The organism is Paenibacillus sp. YAF4_2, assembly GCF_052113225.1.
GTDB lineage: Bacteria > Bacillota > Bacilli > Paenibacillales > Paenibacillaceae > Pristimantibacillus.
Genome location: NZ_JBFRCT010000005.1, coordinates 123,389 through 140,742 on the forward strand (window position 1 = coordinate 123,389; position 17,354 = coordinate 140,742).

At 46.9% G+C, this 17,354-nt stretch carries 16 protein-coding genes and 1 pseudogene; 11 read left to right on the forward strand and 6 right to left on the reverse strand.

Annotated elements, in window-relative coordinates; translation table 11 throughout:
- Positions 1–13 precede the first annotated feature (13 nt).
- From AB4Y93_RS13655 to AB4Y93_RS13670, 4 genes are all read left to right on the forward strand, one after another.
- Positions 14–901: a carbohydrate ABC transporter permease gene (locus AB4Y93_RS13655; RefSeq protein WP_167278320.1), complete on the forward strand. Its 888-nt coding sequence runs from the start codon at positions 14–16 to the stop codon at positions 899–901.
- 60 nt (positions 902–961) lie between these two features.
- Positions 962–1,891 (forward strand): hypothetical protein, encoded by a 930-nt coding sequence (locus tag AB4Y93_RS13660; RefSeq protein ID WP_441892766.1) that lies wholly within the window; start codon positions 962–964, stop codon positions 1,889–1,891.
- A 308-nt stretch (positions 1,892–2,199) separates the two neighbouring features.
- Positions 2,200–2,400 (forward strand): cold-shock protein, encoded by a 201-nt coding sequence (locus AB4Y93_RS13665; protein WP_012772304.1) that lies wholly within the window; start codon positions 2,200–2,202, stop codon positions 2,398–2,400.
- Positions 2,401–2,481: 81 nt separating this feature from the next.
- Positions 2,482–2,688: a cold-shock protein gene (locus tag AB4Y93_RS13670; RefSeq protein ID WP_441892768.1), complete on the forward strand. Its 207-nt coding sequence runs from the start codon at positions 2,482–2,484 to the stop codon at positions 2,686–2,688.
- Between the two features lie 66 nt (positions 2,689–2,754).
- On the opposite strand, the gene AB4Y93_RS13675 is transcribed toward AB4Y93_RS13670, so the two are convergent.
- Entirely contained in the window at positions 2,755–3,051 is a 297-nt protein-coding gene (locus AB4Y93_RS13675; protein ID WP_441892770.1) for a hypothetical protein, read from the reverse strand.
- Between the two features lie 167 nt (positions 3,052–3,218).
- Between AB4Y93_RS13675 and AB4Y93_RS13680 the strand changes: the two genes are divergently transcribed.
- The gene (locus AB4Y93_RS13680) at positions 3,219–4,019 is read left to right on the forward strand and encodes a hypothetical protein (RefSeq protein WP_441892772.1); all 801 of its coding nucleotides are present in this window, start codon (positions 3,219–3,221) and stop codon (positions 4,017–4,019) included.
- Between the two features lie 67 nt (positions 4,020–4,086).
- On the opposite strand, the gene AB4Y93_RS13685 is transcribed toward AB4Y93_RS13680, so the two are convergent.
- On the reverse strand, positions 4,087–4,983 hold the full coding sequence (locus AB4Y93_RS13685) for a LysR family transcriptional regulator (protein ID WP_441892773.1): 897 nt from the start codon (positions 4,981–4,983) through the stop codon (positions 4,087–4,089).
- Between the two features lie 15 nt (positions 4,984–4,998).
- Here AB4Y93_RS13685 and AB4Y93_RS13690 point away from each other — a divergent pair.
- The 3 genes and pseudogenes from AB4Y93_RS13690 to AB4Y93_RS13700 all read left to right on the forward strand — a co-directional run.
- Positions 4,999–5,508: pseudogene (locus AB4Y93_RS13690) on the forward strand (SDR family NAD(P)-dependent oxidoreductase); the annotation flags it as partial.
- A gap of 38 nt (positions 5,509–5,546) precedes the next feature.
- Positions 5,547–6,290 carry an SDR family NAD(P)-dependent oxidoreductase gene (locus AB4Y93_RS13695; RefSeq protein ID WP_441892775.1) on the forward strand — a complete coding sequence of 248 codons (744 nt, stop codon included), beginning with the start codon at positions 5,547–5,549 and terminating at the stop codon, positions 6,288–6,290.
- A 203-nt stretch (positions 6,291–6,493) separates the two neighbouring features.
- Complete coding sequence (locus AB4Y93_RS13700) at positions 6,494–6,778, forward strand: hypothetical protein (protein ID WP_441892776.1); 285 nt, start codon at positions 6,494–6,496, stop codon at positions 6,776–6,778.
- 59 nt (positions 6,779–6,837) lie between these two features.
- On the opposite strand, the gene AB4Y93_RS13705 is transcribed toward AB4Y93_RS13700, so the two are convergent.
- Positions 6,838–8,079: a YibE/F family protein gene (locus tag AB4Y93_RS13705; protein ID WP_441892777.1), complete on the reverse strand. Its 1,242-nt coding sequence runs from the start codon at positions 8,077–8,079 to the stop codon at positions 6,838–6,840.
- Positions 8,080–8,241: 162 nt separating this feature from the next.
- Between AB4Y93_RS13705 and AB4Y93_RS13710 the strand changes: the two genes are divergently transcribed.
- The 3 genes from AB4Y93_RS13710 (at position 8,242) to AB4Y93_RS13720 (ending at position 13,470) form a co-directional block, all read left to right on the forward strand.
- Positions 8,242–9,351 (forward strand): HupE/UreJ family protein, encoded by a 1,110-nt coding sequence (locus AB4Y93_RS13710; RefSeq protein WP_441892779.1) that lies wholly within the window; start codon positions 8,242–8,244, stop codon positions 9,349–9,351.
- Positions 9,352–9,521: 170 nt separating this feature from the next.
- Positions 9,522–11,714, forward strand: coding sequence for a metallophosphoesterase (locus tag AB4Y93_RS13715; RefSeq protein ID WP_441892781.1), 2,193 nt, complete (start codon positions 9,522–9,524; stop codon positions 11,712–11,714).
- A gap of 76 nt (positions 11,715–11,790) precedes the next feature.
- Entirely contained in the window at positions 11,791–13,470 is a 1,680-nt protein-coding gene (locus AB4Y93_RS13720) for an S-layer homology domain-containing protein (protein WP_441892783.1), read from the forward strand.
- 312 nt (positions 13,471–13,782) lie between these two features.
- On the opposite strand, the gene AB4Y93_RS13725 is transcribed toward AB4Y93_RS13720, so the two are convergent.
- The 3 genes from AB4Y93_RS13725 to AB4Y93_RS13735 all read right to left on the reverse strand — a co-directional run bounded on the left by AB4Y93_RS13725 (position 13,783) and on the right by AB4Y93_RS13735 (position 17,292).
- On the reverse strand, positions 13,783–14,898 hold the full coding sequence (locus tag AB4Y93_RS13725; protein WP_441892785.1) for a PdaC/SigV domain-containing protein: 1,116 nt from the start codon (positions 14,896–14,898) through the stop codon (positions 13,783–13,785).
- A gap of 84 nt (positions 14,899–14,982) precedes the next feature.
- Positions 14,983–15,381 carry a VOC family protein gene (locus AB4Y93_RS13730; protein WP_441892787.1) on the reverse strand — a complete coding sequence of 133 codons (399 nt, stop codon included), beginning with the start codon at positions 15,379–15,381 and terminating at the stop codon, positions 14,983–14,985.
- A 759-nt stretch (positions 15,382–16,140) separates the two neighbouring features.
- A complete protein-coding gene (locus AB4Y93_RS13735) occupies positions 16,141–17,292 on the reverse strand; it encodes an acyltransferase (RefSeq protein WP_441892789.1) in 1,152 nt (383 codons plus the stop codon).
- Positions 17,293–17,354 lie beyond the last annotated feature (62 nt).

Here is a 17,354-nt window from a genome sequence, read left to right on the forward strand (position 1 = left end):
GGGGTGAACGTTAATGCTGACCATCAAAAAAACGAAGCAGGATTATATAACAGATACCATCATTTACTTCATCTTGATTCTGCTGGCTGTTACAACCCTTATCCCGCTGTTTAATATTCTCGCCGTATCCCTTAGTGACAGTGCGAAGGCAACAGCAGGGCTTGTGACGGTCTATCCGCTAGGATTTAATATGACGACGTATACGACGATTTTCAAAGATCATGCGATATTGACTGCGATAGGTGTATCATTCAAGCGGGTTGTTCTTGCTTTAATTGTAGATATGGTTCTAGTTGTACTTGCGGCATACCCGCTATCCAGAAGCAGCAAAGTCTTTCCTTTTCGGGGCGTCTATATGTGGATTGTGGTCGGTACGATGCTGTTCGGGCCAAGTATGATCCCGATGTTTTTCACTGTAAAAGACTTGCATCTCCTTGGGACGATATGGGCGCTTGTTCTCCCTGGTGCGGTTGGCCAGTTCTATGTCATTCTTATGATTAATTATTTCCGGTCCATTCCGATGGAGCTGGAGGAATCGGCAAGCATTGATGGCGCGAGCCCTTGGCGCAGACTTCTGCAGATCTACCTTCCGCTATCCAAGCCCATTGTGGCGACGATTGCTCTCTTTGTTGTCGTGAACAACTGGAATGCTTATTATGATGGTCTCATTTACTCGATTAATACGGATGATTACCCGCTGCAAACCTATATTCAACAGCTTGTCGTTAATCTGGATATGTCGATCCGCGATGTGGATCAAGTGAAGAGCCTGCTGACCGTATCCAATCGGAGCTTAACGGCAGCCAAGCTTGTCATTACGATGGTCCCGATCTTGCTCATTTATCCGTTCATGCAGAAATACTTTATTAGCGGCATTATGATCGGTTCGGTGAAAGAGTAGCAGCTTCTTCTTTATATAGAAGGAATGTATCAAATATAAATGAATAAGGGAGTGCTTAACATGCCGAAAGTACTGACGAACAAGCAGGTCCAACATTTTAAAGAAAAGGGCTGGGTTAAGGTCGAGCAGGCATATCCAAGGGAAGAAGCACTTAAGGTACAGGATTTTCTATGGAATGAGCTGCTGGAGAAGCATGATGTGAAACGTGATGACCCTAGCACCTGGAAGCAGCCTGTCATTCGTCTTGGCGATTACTACGAGTCGGTGACAGATGGCTGCAATACAGACCGGCTGACGGCAGCAATTGAGGATTTGCTTGGCGAAGACAGGTGGCAGCTTGGCCGGACGAAGCATAAGGCGATGTGGGGCGGCTTCATTATTAACTTCGGACCGGAGGTGCCGGGCGGCTGGCATTATGACGGCAGTCACTTCCGCCATTATCTGGACAGCTGGGAGCAAGGACTCCTTCTTGTCTGCTTGTTTTCGGATGTGCGAAAAGGCGGCTCGGGCACATTAGTGGCAGAAGGCTCGCATCATATTGTAGCGAAGATGCTGGAGCAGCATCCGGAAGGCCTTGGTCTTGGAGAAGCGATTCAAGAATGCAACAAGCACCCATGGCTGGAAAAGCTTGTAGTAAGTCATAAGGCATCTGAGAACAAAGCTGGCGCCAGCTTGCAGGAGAAGAAGGAATACCTCACAGCGTTTATGGATTCTGCTTACGAAGATCCAGAAGGGTATTCACTTCGTGTCGTAGAAACGACAGGTGGACCAGGGGATATTGTCATCTGCCATCCGTTTCTGTATCACGCTCCTTCCAATAATGAGCTTGGGGTGCCGCGCTTTATGTGCAACCGGGTAGCTCCGACCAAAGAGCGAATGAAGCTGAACCGCGAGAATCCAGCTGATTATTCGGTCGTAGAGCAAATGATCCGTTCATCCCTTGGACTTAATGATAACGATGAATGTACTTGGGCGAGAAGGGAATTATAAAGATAAGCCAGGGGGAGAGCAGGAGAGGAGTCTTGCTCTTCCTTTAAGGCTTTGGAAAATGCAGCTCAGAATAGGGTTCCAAGTGGACGGTGTTCGCCATAAAAAAATTTTTTCCTAATGGGACCCATTGGTATTAGCTATTTCCATTTGGATGTGGTACAATGTGTTTATAAACGTGACCTGAATTCACATCTCGTAGAGGGTTATTTTTACGAAATGAAATAATCTTGTACGATATGTGAATTTTTTATTTGTTAGTTCAAAGAATAAGAATGTCATGTAAATCATATATAAGGTGGTAATTACAAATGGAACAAGGTACAGTAAAATGGTTTAACGCAGAAAAAGGTTTTGGCTTTATCGAAGTTGAAGGCGGCAACGATGTATTCGTACATTTCAGCGCTATTCAAGGCGACGGTTTCAAATCGTTGGACGAAGGTCAACGCGTTGAATTCAACATCGTTCAAGGCAACCGTGGTCCACAAGCAGAAAACGTTGTAAAACTGTAGTATTGCTGAAGAATGCCCCGAACTTCCGGTTTGGGGCTTTTTTTCATTGCCATTACAGATTAGAAGAAAAGAGGGATTATATTGTATTCTCGGAAAAAAACGGCCGAAGAACTGCCTACTGAGCTAACAGTGGTATGGTCATGCTCGAGTGAGCAATGCAAGGGATGGATGAGGGATAATTTCTCACTGTCCGAAGCTCCCGTATGCTTCCTATGCCAATCCCCTATGATCAAAGAAGAGAGAATGCTGGCTATTGTAGATAATACAAGCTACAGCCAACGCAAATAGATGCCCATTAGCAGGCTGAACAAGAGGAAGCATTTCCTATTTTAGGAGGTGCTTTTTTTTGCGTTCTCATGTTCTCGCCGCACTTCTTCCTACCCCAACAACGATCCGAGCTAAACCATAAATCATTAAATACCCCGTACTGATGATAAAAGTTGGCGATTCCAGCACGGAATGAATCTCTGTCATATACACGGTGTTGTCCATAATTGTCCTTGTTGCTGCTGTTGCTATCACAGTGGATGCGAGGAAGATCGCGATTGCGGCCAGGCTGCTGAGCAATTTCCTGCCCGTCTCACTCCGATAACTGATCCAGCCAACAAGGATGGCTGCTATTGCCAGCCCTGCTCCAATGATAATACTCATCTCATCACCTCTTCCTTACAGCTTTAGGCAAAAGTGTCTATCTTATGCGGCTTAAATTGACAGTATATATGAGAATCTTTATCATATTAGAGGACTAAATACATAGAATAAATAGGTGTAATACGGGCCTTAGGTCCATGTGATAAATGAAATGGAGGTCGGAGACGTTGTTTGATTGGACGATCGTGAAGGTGTATTACCATATTTCGCCTGAAGGGGCGGAGCATCCGATGTATGAGATTCCGACAACGAGCTTTTTTGATCCGGCAATCCTGCAAGAGGCGCTTCGAATAAGCGGAGAGACTGTGCAGGCAACCTCGAAAGCGCTGCCAGCTTCTTTTATCGGAACATCCATATGCAAAGTGAGTATTGTTCAGCTGTTGTTCGTATCGATGTACAATCGTTTACTGGATATGTACCCGGATAATATCAATTACCAGGTGGAAATGCATGATGATCATGCCCATCTTGGTTATAAAATAAAAGAACTCCGCTCTGTAGCGGTTCCCGTCGAACCGGAAGAGCGCAAGGTTTTCCTGCTCCAGCATTGGGAGGAGTATTTCACTAATTTTGTTACACCTGCGGTGGAGCTGATCGCTGCAGCTGGCGATTTGAAGCCGGATGCGATCTGGCAGCAGTTCAGCGGTCATCTCAGGATGATGCAGGACTTTATCGCTGACCATATGAACATGCAGCAGCTTACGGAGCAATTGTTGGAGGACGGCAAGTTACTTACGGAGTTCCTGGATCCAGCCTTGTTCAACCGAAGACGGAATCCTTATTACCTGCAAAATCCCCGTTATGTGGAGAATCCGTATAAGCCAGAGGAGAAGTGGCTGATGCATTCCTCCTGCTGTAAGTATGACCGCCGTGAGAACGGGATGAAATGCTACACCTGCCCGCGAATGACTAACGAAGAGCGGGAAGAGCAGAGATGCGAGATACTCGCCATTGCCGCCGTGCATTAATCTCCATATACATAATTAGCAAGAAGAATGAGTATCTCGATCATGAGATGCTCTTTTTTATTTGCCACTATCCTAGTTGTATCTTGAGCCGATTCGTGAACGCTTTAATAATCCTGGATTGTGACTTATTCTTTGCTCTTATCCAGCCAAGCGGCACTGGGGAGTCTCCCGGATGGCGGATATTTATTACTCTAAAACCTTCGAGGTAAGGCTCATCACGGTTCACGAAGGTGAAGTCTACGCCTAACGTGATGGCCATCTCTTCGCGTAAGGCTTGTCTAATGGCAGAAGTATTATTGGTTGTAAACATGATGTTCATTGGGCCGTATTGGTTGGCGAGACGATTGACGTACCAGCTGATGTAGTCTTCCTTGTAGAGGGCAAGCGGGTACCGTTGCAGCTCCTCAGGGGTAACGTATTTCCGTAAGGCGAGCGAACTGCTTTGGCTCACACAGCAGAGCATAGACGTATCGACGACCTTCGTAAAGACGAAGTCGTTCACACGGGCCTCCAAATCCTCGTATAAAATAATGAGCCCAAGATCAATTTTATCCTGATGAATGCTGTTCAGCATATCGAGTGAATGGGTCTCCTCGATCACTACCTTCACTTTCGGATAGTCCTGCTTGAATGCGGCAATTGTCTTGACCAGCAGAGACATTGGTCCAGGTATTGTAGCGATACGAAGCTCACCGCTGATCGTATTGGTGAAGCTTTGCGCTTCCTCACGGAGCTCTTTCACCTTCTCAATAATTTCACTTGCTTTATCAATAAGAATAATGCCTTCTGCAATCGGGAAGGTGCCTTGCCGGGAGCGGGTGAACAGCTTTACACCAAGCTCATTCTCCAAATGCGTAATGGATTGGCTGATGGCGGGCAGTGTGACATGCAGATTGTTCGAAGCAGCAGAGATTGATTTAACCTTAGCGACCTCCAGGATGTATTCCAGCTGATCAATGTTCATTAGTGTTGTTCCTCAATCGATGTGCTGTTCAATAATGCTGGTATTTATGTCATTAAGCCACTCTTCGATACGACTGTAGAGGACTGGAACCGCCTCATGAACATTAATGTAACGAGTGTATTTCTTGGCATGAAACATGTCATTCCGGTGATGCTGAAGCAGCAGAAGGGCTCAGTTATTAATGCTTCATCGATCGCTGGTATCGGTGGTTCGCCAAACCATGTCCTGTACGGGGCAAGCAAAGGTGCGGTACGTACGATGTCGAAGGATGTGGCGATGGAATTCGCAACGCAAGGTGTGCGGGTCAACTCGATCCACCCAGGGTACATTAATACGGCTATGGTTGATTATGCAGCGGCAGCAACACACAGCGACAAAGAAAAGCTCGGACAAGTCGTATCGCCAATGGGTCGTGTGGGAACGGTAGATGAGGTATCGAATCTCGTCTTATTCCTTGCATCGGATGAATCGGCTTATATGACGGGGACAGAAATGGTTATCGACGGCGGGGCAATGGCTCGTTAAGGTCTTATCTTCTATATTTAATAAAAGGTGGTTATCCTATGCGTTTCCAAAATAAAGTAGCAATTGTTACCGGTGGGGCAAGTGGTATTGGGGAAGCAACTGTTCGTGAATTCGCAGCCGAAGGTGCGAAAGTCGTCATCGCAGATTTTTCGGACCGTGGAGCTGCAGTATCGGAAGAGCTGAACAAACAAGGCTATGATACCTTCTTCGTAAAGACGAATGTTGCTGATGAAGCCAATGTGAAAGCAATGGTTGCAGCCACCGTTAAGAAATACGGCAAGCTTGACATACTTTTCGCTAATGCAGGCATCGGTGGGCAAGGCGTTACACATGAGTTGTCTACGAAGGATTGGCATCGGATGATTGATATTAACCTGACAGGTGTATTCCTCTGCAACAAGTATACGATTGATCAAATGCTGAAGCAGGGTACAGGCGGAGCAATCGTGAACTGCGGCTCGATTCACAGCCATGTGGCTCGTGGTCCGATTCCGGCTTACTCGGCTGCCAAAGGCGGCGTGAAACTGCTGACGCAAAGTACAGCGATTGCTTATGCGCAGAAGGGCATACGTGTGAATGCCATCTGTCCGGGTTATATCGAGACGCCTCTGATTGCAGGCAGCAGTGAAGAGGCACATCAATACCTCACAAATCTGCATCCAATGGGCCGTCTCGGAAAGCCGGAAGAGATTGCGAAGTCAGTCCTTTTCCTTGCAAGTGATGATGCGTCGTTTGTTACAGGAACAACCTTGACGGTTGATGGTGGATATACAGCGCAATAAATAGCCAGATAAAAAAGCCATAGCTTTGCGGATACGCATAGCTAACCCGATTAATTTACTTCGCATCCTGCTCAGTATCATCATTCCGGATGACCATGTCGAGTTTGTCCCGGAAGTTTTACCATCATAGGCAACGAATTTTTGATTCTGTCCCTTTGAATGGTACAATAGACCATAAATGTATCCGAGGGGGCAAGAGTCAGATGAGTGAGCAACAATTAAATGAGCAGGAATTAGTGAAATATCTCGCAGAGCGTTCGAAAGTGTCTGCGGAAACAATCAGCCTCGTGCTGAAGCATGAGGCTGCCTTTATTGATAAAGCGCAAAGCTCGGCGAAAGGGCAAGTCGTTGATATCGACAGCGATGAACTGGTTGATTATGTGCTGAAGCAGCGTGATGTGAAGCTGGATGAGATCACAATTGAGACGATCCTCGATATGGAAATGGATTATCTTGTTGAGCATGGCTTCGCCGATCAAGAAGACTAATTAGAGTAGACAAAGAAAAGCCATCTGCTAACAAATAGCAGATGGCTTTTTATTATGGCTTACATAGCAGCCTGTTCATTATCTATAGCAGAGTTGGCTTGTTCCATCTCCACAGCCGCCGCCAGTTTGCGGGCAGCCATACGATCATAATACGGCATGAGCCGTGATGACACGAAGGCCACAATTGGTGCGGTTAGAATAACCCCGATGCTGCCGGTCATCCCTTGCAGCACCTCGATCGTGACGAGATTCATATTAACAAGCTGATTAAATGGCACTTTGTAAGCATACAGGACAAGCAGTGACATGAGGGAGGATCCGGTGAAGGCAAGGATCAGTGTTGTTGCCATCGTTCCCATCATATCGCGGCCAACGTTCATGCCGGCCATAAACAAAGCCTTTGGACCAAGTTCCCGGTTAGTGGTATACACTTCATGCACAGCGGAGGCAATTGAGATGCCAATATCCATGATTGCACCCAGCGCTGCAATTAGAACGCCGGCGAACAAGAGGCCTTGCACATGCAGTCCTGTATTGTCCGCAACTAGTAGAAGTGTCTCCGAGTCATTCGTATTGAATCCATTGATATGAAGAAGGTGTCCTGCCAAGGTTGCTATGCCGGCTGCTAGGATAACACCAATCATCGTGCCGATAATGGCGGACAGCGATTTGGAGCTCCAGCCGTCAAGTAATAGCAGCGTAACGATAATCGTTGTGGTGACGACAATGATGGCAGCGAGCATAGGTGAATAGCCGCGGTAGAGCATCGGCAGGAAGAGAAAAAAGATACTGCCGAAGGTGAAGAGCAGGGCGACTGCTGACTTCAGCCCTTTTTTACCCCCGATTGCCCATAAAATCGCTAGGAAGATAGCAATCATGCCATACAAATAGGGAGCCCGATAGTAGTTGTAGACGGTAACGTTGTAATTGGACTCGTTTGCTGTTGCGATATTGACCGTCAGCGTGGTCCCGGCCTTGGCATGAACGTTAAACATCGTGCTGAGGTAGTTCGTAACAGGTACAACCTCGCCTTTATGCTCTCCCGACAGAATTTTAAGCGACAGCTCCTGCGTGCCGCGGTATAGTCCATCAATATTAGGATCCTTCTCGAGTTGTTCCTTCGTAATATCGACCACGCGTGCTTTCTCATAGCGCTCATAGGAGCTGCCTGTCTGTTGATTAAAGGTGAACTCGTCCATAAGATTGAAACGGTAGACCGATGCTGCAAACACCAATAGTAATAAGATAAAAACTCCTGCTCTGAATTTCGGCTGCGCCATCCTGCTCCACAGTACGTTCACTTGAGGCTCCCTCCGTGTCCTTCATATCCATTTGTCCCAATCATAATCATCGTTTGTTAATTAGGGATTAATTTACAATTACTTCAAGAAAGGAATACAACTCCATTAACAATTGAGCTTTACGATAGGACAAAGATTAGTCATGTACTGGAGGTTGTTTCGATGAATCACAAGTGGATTCGCCAGCTATTTGCTTCAAGTATGCTCGCAATATTGACGCTCATCGCCATGCTTGGCCACGGTACTTCCGCATCGGCCCACAGCGGCAATAGTGTTGCCTATTCCGACATTCAGATGGAGGATGGATCGATCGCGTATGATTTACGAATTGATATGTATGATCTGCGCTTGGCAACAGCGCCGAATGATCCGGATGTAGGTGACTTTTCCCAAGAGATCTTGCAGAAGTTTGTCACGGAGCATAAGTCGGATGTAGAGTCCTATCTGCTTGATAAGATCCGCCTTTATGCAGACAGCCTGCCGCTTGATGGAGCGCTTCTGGCGCTTGAAGTTACGGAAGCGCGTGATCAGCCTTATGCGGAAGCGAAGCTTAGGTTTGATGTATCCTCCAAGCCGGAACATTTTGTCCTGGATTATCAGCCGATCTACGATGATGTAGACCAGTGGCATATCAACTATGTCACGATGGCTCTTAAGCAGGATGGCAGTGATAAGCAAAGCTATGCTTTGAACTTTGACAACCGGGAAGTGGAGCTGGGCAAGATTAGTCTGTTCCGTGCCGTGAAGCAGTTTTTTGTTCTTGGAATTGAGCATCTGATTACGGGTTATGACCACATTCTGTTCGTGCTTAGTCTTTTGATTGGCGCACGTTCCATCAAGCAGATCCTTACTGTAGTCACAGCTTTCACAGCTGCACATACGGTAACGCTCCTGCTCGCTGGCTTTGGGGTCATTAATCTGCCAGGAAAGCTCGTAGAATCGGTTATTGCGTTAAGTATTATCTATGTGGCACTGAATAGCATTTTGAACAAAAATGCGAGCAAGCATAATATGTTCCTTGCTTTTGGCTTTGGTCTTATTCATGGATGCGGTTTTGCAGCTACTTTGTCGGAGATGAGACTGGACGGCGGCCAACTGGCAGCGTCGCTTCTGACCTTTAACGTGGGTATTGAATTCGGGCAGTTGATAATCGTACTGCTTATGTATCCGGTTATTCATTACGCCCGTCGCATAAGGTGGACAATGCCGGCGATGTCAGCTGCGATCTCGGTGTTTGGCCTGATCTGGCTGATCCAAAGAGCGTTCCTTTAATGCCGTAAATGAATAGAGATTATATAGTTTTCATTAATTTCTTACATCTTTTTACAAATACTTCACTACCAAGATAATATTGCCATTACATAATACCCTTAAGGTTTGGTAGATGCCTCATTAGACAAGCTCTAGGGCTGAGGGCAATCAAAAAGTGGGAGGGTATTACATTGTTTAACGTTTTGAAGCAACACAAAGGCGTGCGCAAAGGAATGTATTCCGTACTTGTGGCAACCGTCCTGGCAACGTCGCTTGCTGCGTCGCTGGTTCATGCAGCGGATGAGCCGGACACAGGGATGACGACACAAGCAGTAGATCCTTATTCGGTGAGCAACATTTTGCTTAATCCGGGGGCTGATGAGTCGCAGGTGAACCTGACTTGGTACTCGGCAGCATCGCTGCCAGTGGGTACGGTTGTTCAGATCGCGAAGCAGACAGATGTTGTAGACGGTGTATTCCCGGCAGCAACGGCAGCTTCGTTCAACGGAGCGGCGAAGGCTGCGGTAGCAGGCTTTTATTCCAACAAAGTAACGGTAACAGGGCTGAGTGAGTCGACGGATTATGTATACCGCGTAGGTGACGGCTTGGACGAGCACTGGAGCCAGGCATATAACTTCAGCACAAAGGACTCCCATGATTTCAGCGTGATGTTCGTAGGTGACCCGCAGATTGGTGCAGGTGGTAATGCGACGACGGATGGAGCAGGCTGGGCGAATACCCTGAACAAAGCCAGTCAAATGTTCCCGGATATGAGCTACATTATGTCTGCTGGTGACCAAGTGAACACGGCATCCAGCGAAGCAGAGTATACCAAATTCTTGGAACCAACGCAGCTGCGTACTCTGCCGGTTGCAACAGTTGTCGGCAACCATGATGGTGCAGTAAACTACCAGTATCACTACAACCAGCCGAATGAATCGACGGCATACGGTACAACGGTTGCCGGCGGTGACTATTACTATACGTATGGCGAGACTTTGTTCATGGTCCTTAACTCCAACTCCTCGAACAGCGCATCGCATGAACAGTTTATGAAAGATGCCATTGATGCGAACCCGAATGCAAGATGGAAAATCGTAACGTTCCACCACTCCATCTACAGCGCAGCATCCCATGCGACGGATACAGAAATTTTGAACCTGCGTAAAGTGTTGTTCCCCGTATTCGATAAGCTGGACATCGACCTTGTATTCATGGGCCATGACCATTCCTACGTGAAAACGTACCAAATGGAAGGTGACCAAGCGCTTAAGGGACAATCGATGGATAATGGCGTATTCGCTAACCCGAAAGGCATTATGTACCTGACAGCGAACTCCGCTTCCGGCAGTAAATATTATGATCTGAAAACAACGCTTAATGATTACTACTCCGATGTGAAAAGCCAGCTGAAAGTTCCTACCTTCTCGATGATCAACATCGACCACAACACGATTTCAGTAGACACATACCGCACTGATACGATGGCAAAAGTCGATACGTACACAATGGTGCATACGGACATGACAGGTCTTGATGTAACAGCTCCAACGAAAAAGAACTACGCATTAGGCGAGCTGCTTGACACAACTGGACTTGCTGTAAGCAAGATCAACCTTGACGGTTCGAAAACACCACTGTCGCTGAATGATGTAACGATCACAGGTTTTGATTCGGTAACAGAAGGCACAAAGCATGTTACTGTAACGTACACGGTTGTAGGGGTTCCTTACACTGCACAATTCGACGTAAAAGTCGGTAAGATGGTGAAGATTTACGCGAAGACGGATACGGTTATTCGCGAAGAAAGCCCACAGGTGGATTTCTATCTGGCGGCTGGCAAATTAAATAATGTGAATACAGTTGACGTGACGTTCAAATACGATGCGACTAAGTTCACTTTCGATGCGAAAACCGGTGCGCAGCTTCTGGATGAAACCAATGGTTTCCTGCAGGCGAATGAAGCCGTGCCTGGTACTGTAAGGATTATCGCAGGCTTCCAAGAGCAGCCGCTTACACTTTCCGATTTCACGGATCTGATCAAGCTGACCTTCAAGCCGATTAATCCAAATGTCGATAACATTCAAGCGGACGTTCAGCTCGATAATGTGGTGGTGAACAGCAGCTCGGAGAACTATGATTTCTCGGCTATTTTCAGCAACGAGCCATCCTCCATACTGATCCGTTCCTACAAAGACATTACTGACCTGTACAAAGATGGAACGTTGACTTCCGCAGACTTGTCAGTTGCGGTTGACCATTACCGTGCAGCCTCGACGGACACGGACTGGTCGCAAGCAAAGCTTGCAGACGTAAACTTTGACGGCAAGGTTGATTTAACGGACTTTACGATTATCATTCTTCATATTTTCCAAGGCAAATAAGAATCTTGATCCACAGCAGGGAAGGGCGTTAACCCGCCTTTTCCTGTATTTTATAAACCATGAGGAGTTCATGATGATGAAAATGAAATTGTTAGCAGGTCTTCTAATCATCTGCTGTCTGATTCTCCCGATTAGCGCCTTTGCGGCTGAATCTTCTACCGCTCAATTCTCGAAGCAAGCCATTGAAGTCGGCAAGAATGCCTCCTCCTTCTCGGTCGATCTTGTGTTAAGCTCGCAATCTCCCTTCAGCAGTGCTGAATTTGGCATCAAGACGGACAGCCATGTGAAGCTGAAATTGGTTACCTATTCGCAGGCAATCGGCAACGCATCCAAAGTATCCATTAAGGAAAAAGACGGTATCAGTTATTTTGGTTTCTTTGATACAACGAATCATTTTACAGGCAGCTTTACGGCATGTACGCTAACTTTTGAATATACGGACAACACGGCTTCTACTGTTACACTGGCTGAGACAAGTCTCACCAGGCTGAATGGCACAGGAGGGGCGACAAGTGAAGCCCTCACTCCAAACCAAACCTTGCAAATTACGCGTTCGGCAAGCGATTCGACACCTGGCAGCGGTACGCCTGGGCCGGGCAATACAGATAATTCGGGAGACCAATCAACTGATCTGTACTCCCAAGTCATTGACAATGTAGCAGCCCTTGAAGCTTTGGAGAAGGCAACTACGAATAGCCAGAATGTGAAGACGATTAAGTTCGAGGTTACAAGCTCGGAGATTGGTGATGCGAAGGAAATTGCGTATCAGCTGCCTTACTCGCTGCTGAATGCAGACGAGAAACGTGAAGTTCAGATCAGCACACCGTTTGGAACGGTGACGATTCCGGATCATGTCATTCCTGCCGGCCAGCTTGGCGCGGCTCAAAGCTTGACCCTTCATGTGAAACAAGTTGATCCGACCTCCTTATCGGCTGCTGTTCAGCAGCAGGTAGGCATTCGTCCAGTGCTGGAGCTGCATTTTGAGCTGGATGGCAAGGCAATCGAGTGGAGCAATGAGCAAGCTCCTGTACAGGTAAGTGTTCCATTTACCTTGTCTCCTACAGAGAAGATCGCGGCGGATCTGATTGTTGCTGCCTATATTGATGGAAACGGACAGCTGCATATTGTGCCAACGGGACGTTTCCACATGGAGGATGGCGTGATGAGCTTCTCCACAACACATTTCAGTTTGTATACGATTGTGAACCAGAGCAAGACTTTTACGGATACGACATCTTCGTGGGCACGTCAGGATATTGAAGCACTGGCGATTCGCGGAATCATTAACGGCACTACAGCAAATACGTTCTCCCCGAATGCCAATATTACGAGAGCGGACTTTACGAAGCTTCTTGTTGGTGTACTTGGCAAGCAAGCAGAGTCGGCAGGAGCTGGCTTCAAGGACGTAACGTCCAAAGCTTATTACTATGAGTCGGTGATGACTGCGCAGGCGCTTGGTCTTGCGAGTGGTTCCGGCGACGGCAAGTTTAATCCAAGCGCATCCATTTCGCGTCAGGATATGATGGTGCTGCTGGATCGTGCTTTCACAGCGGCTGGTCATCCTCTTAAGGAGTCCGCATCCCTGTCAGGCTTCAAGGATGCAGGTAAGGTAGCGGGTTACGCAAAGCCGAGCGTCGCGAAGCTGATTGCGTCGGGCATCATTAACGGCAGCAACGGTAACCTGACTCCTCAGAACAACCTGACTCGCGCAGAGGCGGCAAAAGTGCTTCATATGTTGTTTAACGAGTTATATTAAACGCAACCCCAACCGAGTGTAGTTTCTCGGTTGGGGTTGTCGTTGTCCGATTAGGTTCATAGAAAATCGATCAGACAAGGCTATTTTTGAGAAGATAAGGTCCCCAAGGGGCCTTATCTTCCTGTGCGAAGGCAAAAACAAAGCACTTAAGGTCCTTAAAGGATCTTAAGTGCTTTTTTGAACGTCGGGAAACCGAGCATATTTGGCTATATTCGAGAAGTTAAGGTCCCTAAGGGTCTTTAACTTGCTCTATGAAGGGAGAAATGTAGTGTTTAAGGTCTCTTAAGGGTCTTAAACGATTTTGAATTTGAGCTATCCGCGAACGACAACAGAGCCGTCTGCCGAATTTGCATTTACCTGAAGCTTAAGAATGTCGCCGAAGAACGTAATCGGCACGTACAAGGAGCCTTTGATCAGGCTTGGTGCGGTGCCTAATTTAATTGGAGCCATTTTGTTAATAAAGTAGCTGTTCTTGCCGGCTGTAACGGATGTCCATTGTGCATCACGGGACACTTCTGCACTTTGCGACTTATTGCTCCAGGTTACTTTGTACCCAAGGGCTTCAGCTGTTTTACGTAGTGGGACGAGTTGCGTGTTATTCGGGCCAGCAGTCAGTTCTTTGTTGGACAAGGTAAGGGAAGGACCTGTCGTTGTTGTTTCGTCTACCGGAATGTTGATGATCCCTCCGGCATAAGGTGCGATTTCGTATTGTTGGAAGACCAGGTTGACGATTCCTTTACCGTCTATGAAGTAAGTATGATTGGCATCAATTTTGAAGGTTGTGATTGCATTCCAGAAGAAGTTCTCTGGATTTTTGTTGATGGTATAACGGACCGCGTTGTTTGCAGCTGCAATACCACCTTCGCCAAGCGCTTGCTCAAGCGTAAGCTTGGAAGCTTCCTTACCATTTAAGATATTGAAGCCTTCCACGCCAGTGCCGCCATGAGCACCACCAGTATACTCGTAGGTAGCAACGGTAAACGAAAGAATGCCATTAGCGGATGAGCTGCCATCAGCTTTGAGCTCATAGGATACGTTCAATTCATAGGCATGGAATGGATAATCATTTTCTTCCGCAGCCTTCTTGTCCTCGGCAGCCAGAGCTTTCAGCCGGTCGATTTCCTTGGTTGCGTTCTCTTTAATAGCGGTATTGAGTTTATCTTGATAGGAGGTATCCAGCATACCGCTTATAACAGGTACGGAAATTTTCACGGTAAGCAGCTCGGACGTTTCCTCAATAACATTTGATGTAACTTTAACGGCTTGTGTATCTGGAAGCGTTGCACTGATTGGGACAGCTGTAATCGGTCCGGATGTAGCAACGATAGGTGCGACTGTTGTTTCCTGCGCCATAGCAAGTGCAGGAGTAAATGCGAGCAGGCAAGATCCTGCTACAGCAATTGTAAGCATTTTGAATGGTTTTTTCATGGCGAGTGGCCTCCTAAGGTATGTTCGAAGAATGAAGACACCAAGTAGACGGAAGAGGAGCTGAAAAAGTTTCAAGGTTAATTATTATTCCGACTTTGTGCTTATACTGCCGCCAAAAGCAATACGGTAACCGTCAGCATCTTTCATCGTGAACTCGCTCCAATGGTCCGAATAATGGGGCCCATTAACGATTTCTACGGCTTTGGCTCGGCACTCTTCCACGAGCAGATCGACGGCATCCGTATACGCAAATACATCAAAGTATAAGCCGCCAGCTGCTGCAGATGAGGGTCTTACATCCTCTTTGTTTAGGGAAGGGTGCAAAATAAAAGTAACGTTACCTCTTGATACATGGACATGTCCACCAATCTCTTCATAAGAAAATCCCAAATTCCTATAGAACTCAGAAGCCGTATGTATATCATTAACCAATAAAACGATAGATGAACCCGATAAATTGGCTGTAACTGCAGCATCACTCATAAACACATCTCCTCTAGAAATTGGTGTATTAATACAATAACCACCAAGATCATACAATAGGGCGCTTGTTCCAGCAATAAGGCAGTTCTGGTTGAAGTGGATAGTGGACATGATGGTGGGAGTAAAAATAGGGAGCTTAATTGTTAATACGATAGGATTTAACTGATGAAGGAAGTAGCAGAGCGGGGAGAAAGAAACTGAGGTAGGAAGGTGGTCAACTGGAGGGCGGAGCGGTGGTCGATGTTGTATTTTGTGCAGTGTATTTACCTGAAGGTCTGCAGCGTCGGAGCTATGTTGTATTTTATCCAGCGTAATTGATGCGTGGATGCTCAGATGAAGCTTCCACCAGCATATATCCTGTATAAAATACAGTCTAGTTCGCGCGAACAACGTGATAGAGGGATTTATGTTGTACAAATTCCAGTGTAGATGGGCCTCCATTGAAGGTGGCAGGTAGGGTGTGGTATAGGGTATTGGTGATTGCAGATGTTGAAGTGAAGTAGCTTGAGCGGATCGTGCGAAAGCGATATTTAACTGTATTAAATAAAGGCTTTTTGTCTTGGGTTTTTGAAGCGGTGCTTGGCCGCGAGTGAGGGGGGGCGAAGCGGAGCAAGAGACATGCTCTTGAGAAGCGGAGCGCTCGCCTTTGTGCCCTGGATTTCTACCGCCGAAGCGGTAAAATTCAAAGAAATCCAGGGCACAACAGCGATCGAAAGAGTATGTCTCTTGCGCAGCGAAGCAGCTATCCCCGAGCAAACCCTATCGCCCAGCCCGCCGCGGCAACTCCCCAAACAACAAAGCCGCCCCCGGCATGAAACGTGCAGCCCCAGCCACAATCAGCCAACTGACGCCAAGCGCAAGGCAGAAGCCTGCGGCATACCACAGATGATAATACACGGAGATGCCGCTCTCAGGCGGGAACTTCCGATAGTAGAACAGCAGTAGTGGATGGATCAGATAGATGCCAAACGAAAATACCGCGATCGAATCAAAGATACGGAGCTCCTTTTTCGGCAGGAATCGATGCAAGCTTGGTGCAATATGCAGCAGCATGATGGCGCTGGTGATCGAATAGAACATTTTCAGTACATCAAGCATGAGCGGCGAATAGATAGTCCCGTTCATCCGGATATCGTAGAAAATGATGAGCATTGCGATCAGGCTGCCGAGCCATACGCCAAAAGAAGCCAGCCATACGGATACACGCTCAGGTGTGGCCCCTTCCTTCGACCATTGAAGCCATCCGCGCAGCTGCGGATAGTAGATGCCCAGTATAGCCCCGAGCATATATTGCATGGCATACGAAGGTGCCCAGCTCATCAGATTGGTCAGATGCAGATATTGCTCATTCCATGTAAAGAAGGCAAGCTGGATAACGAGCCCCAAGGGGACAGCCCACTTAATCAGCCTAGGGAAACGCCGAAACACAAACAGCAGCAACGGGAACAAAACATACAGCTGAGCCATAATAAAGACGTAATACAGATGCGTATAAGCTTTACCGGTTGCCAGCTTGATTAGAAAGCTTCGGATGGTCTCGTCTGTAGGCATATTTGGTGTGTAGGCATTGTAATACAAGACAAAATAAATGATCGAGAACAGCACATAAGGGATGATGACGTAGGTGATTCTTTTTCGATAAAAACGGCTGATGAGCGCACCATTGAGTGGACGCGGATAATAGCTGTAGAACAGAACAAAGCTGCTTAAAAATACGAATGCCGGTGTTGCAAAAGACATCGATATATTCAAGAAATGATATATGAAATAATAGTCTGATTCCTTCATATTCAAAGTGGCAAAGGAAGTCGAGTGAATCATAATGACGGCGATAATTAGAAGCGCGCGGACAAGCTGAATTTCGGGCAAGCGGCTTCTTTTTTCATCCTCTTTTGTAACGGATTTAATCATAATATTACTCCTGTCTGGTTGTCATTCTGCATGGAGCAAGGCATTACCAAAGGGTAGTTGTA

Excerpts from the sequence above, each read along its gene's own strand:
- AB4Y93_RS13655 (WP_167278320.1), top strand. The coding sequence starts at position 14 with ATGCTGACCATCAAAAAAACGAAGCAGGATTATATAACAGATACCATC.
- AB4Y93_RS13660 (WP_441892766.1), top strand. The coding sequence starts at position 962 with ATGCCGAAAGTACTGACGAACAAGCAGGTCCAACATTTTAAAGAAAAG.
- AB4Y93_RS13665 (WP_012772304.1), top strand. The coding sequence starts at position 2,200 with ATGGAACAAGGTACAGTAAAATGGTTTAACGCAGAAAAAGGTTTTGGC.
- AB4Y93_RS13675 (WP_441892770.1), bottom strand. The coding sequence starts at position 3,051 with ATGAGTATTATCATTGGAGCAGGGCTGGCAATAGCAGCCATCCTTGTT.
- AB4Y93_RS13685 (WP_441892773.1), bottom strand. The coding sequence starts at position 4,983 with ATGAACATTGATCAGCTGGAATACATCCTGGAGGTCGCTAAGGTTAAA.
- AB4Y93_RS13695 (WP_441892775.1), top strand. The coding sequence starts at position 5,547 with ATGCGTTTCCAAAATAAAGTAGCAATTGTTACCGGTGGGGCAAGTGGT.
- AB4Y93_RS13700 (WP_441892776.1), top strand. The coding sequence starts at position 6,494 with ATGAGTGAGCAACAATTAAATGAGCAGGAATTAGTGAAATATCTCGCA.
- AB4Y93_RS13710 (WP_441892779.1), top strand. The coding sequence starts at position 8,242 with ATGAATCACAAGTGGATTCGCCAGCTATTTGCTTCAAGTATGCTCGCA.
- AB4Y93_RS13720 (WP_441892783.1), top strand. The coding sequence starts at position 11,791 with ATGAAAATGAAATTGTTAGCAGGTCTTCTAATCATCTGCTGTCTGATT.
- AB4Y93_RS13725 (WP_441892785.1), bottom strand. The coding sequence starts at position 14,898 with ATGAAAAAACCATTCAAAATGCTTACAATTGCTGTAGCAGGATCTTGC.
- AB4Y93_RS13730 (WP_441892787.1), bottom strand. The coding sequence starts at position 15,381 with ATGAGTGATGCTGCAGTTACAGCCAATTTATCGGGTTCATCTATCGTT.
- AB4Y93_RS13735 (WP_441892789.1), bottom strand. The coding sequence starts at position 17,292 with ATGATTAAATCCGTTACAAAAGAGGATGAAAAAAGAAGCCGCTTGCCC.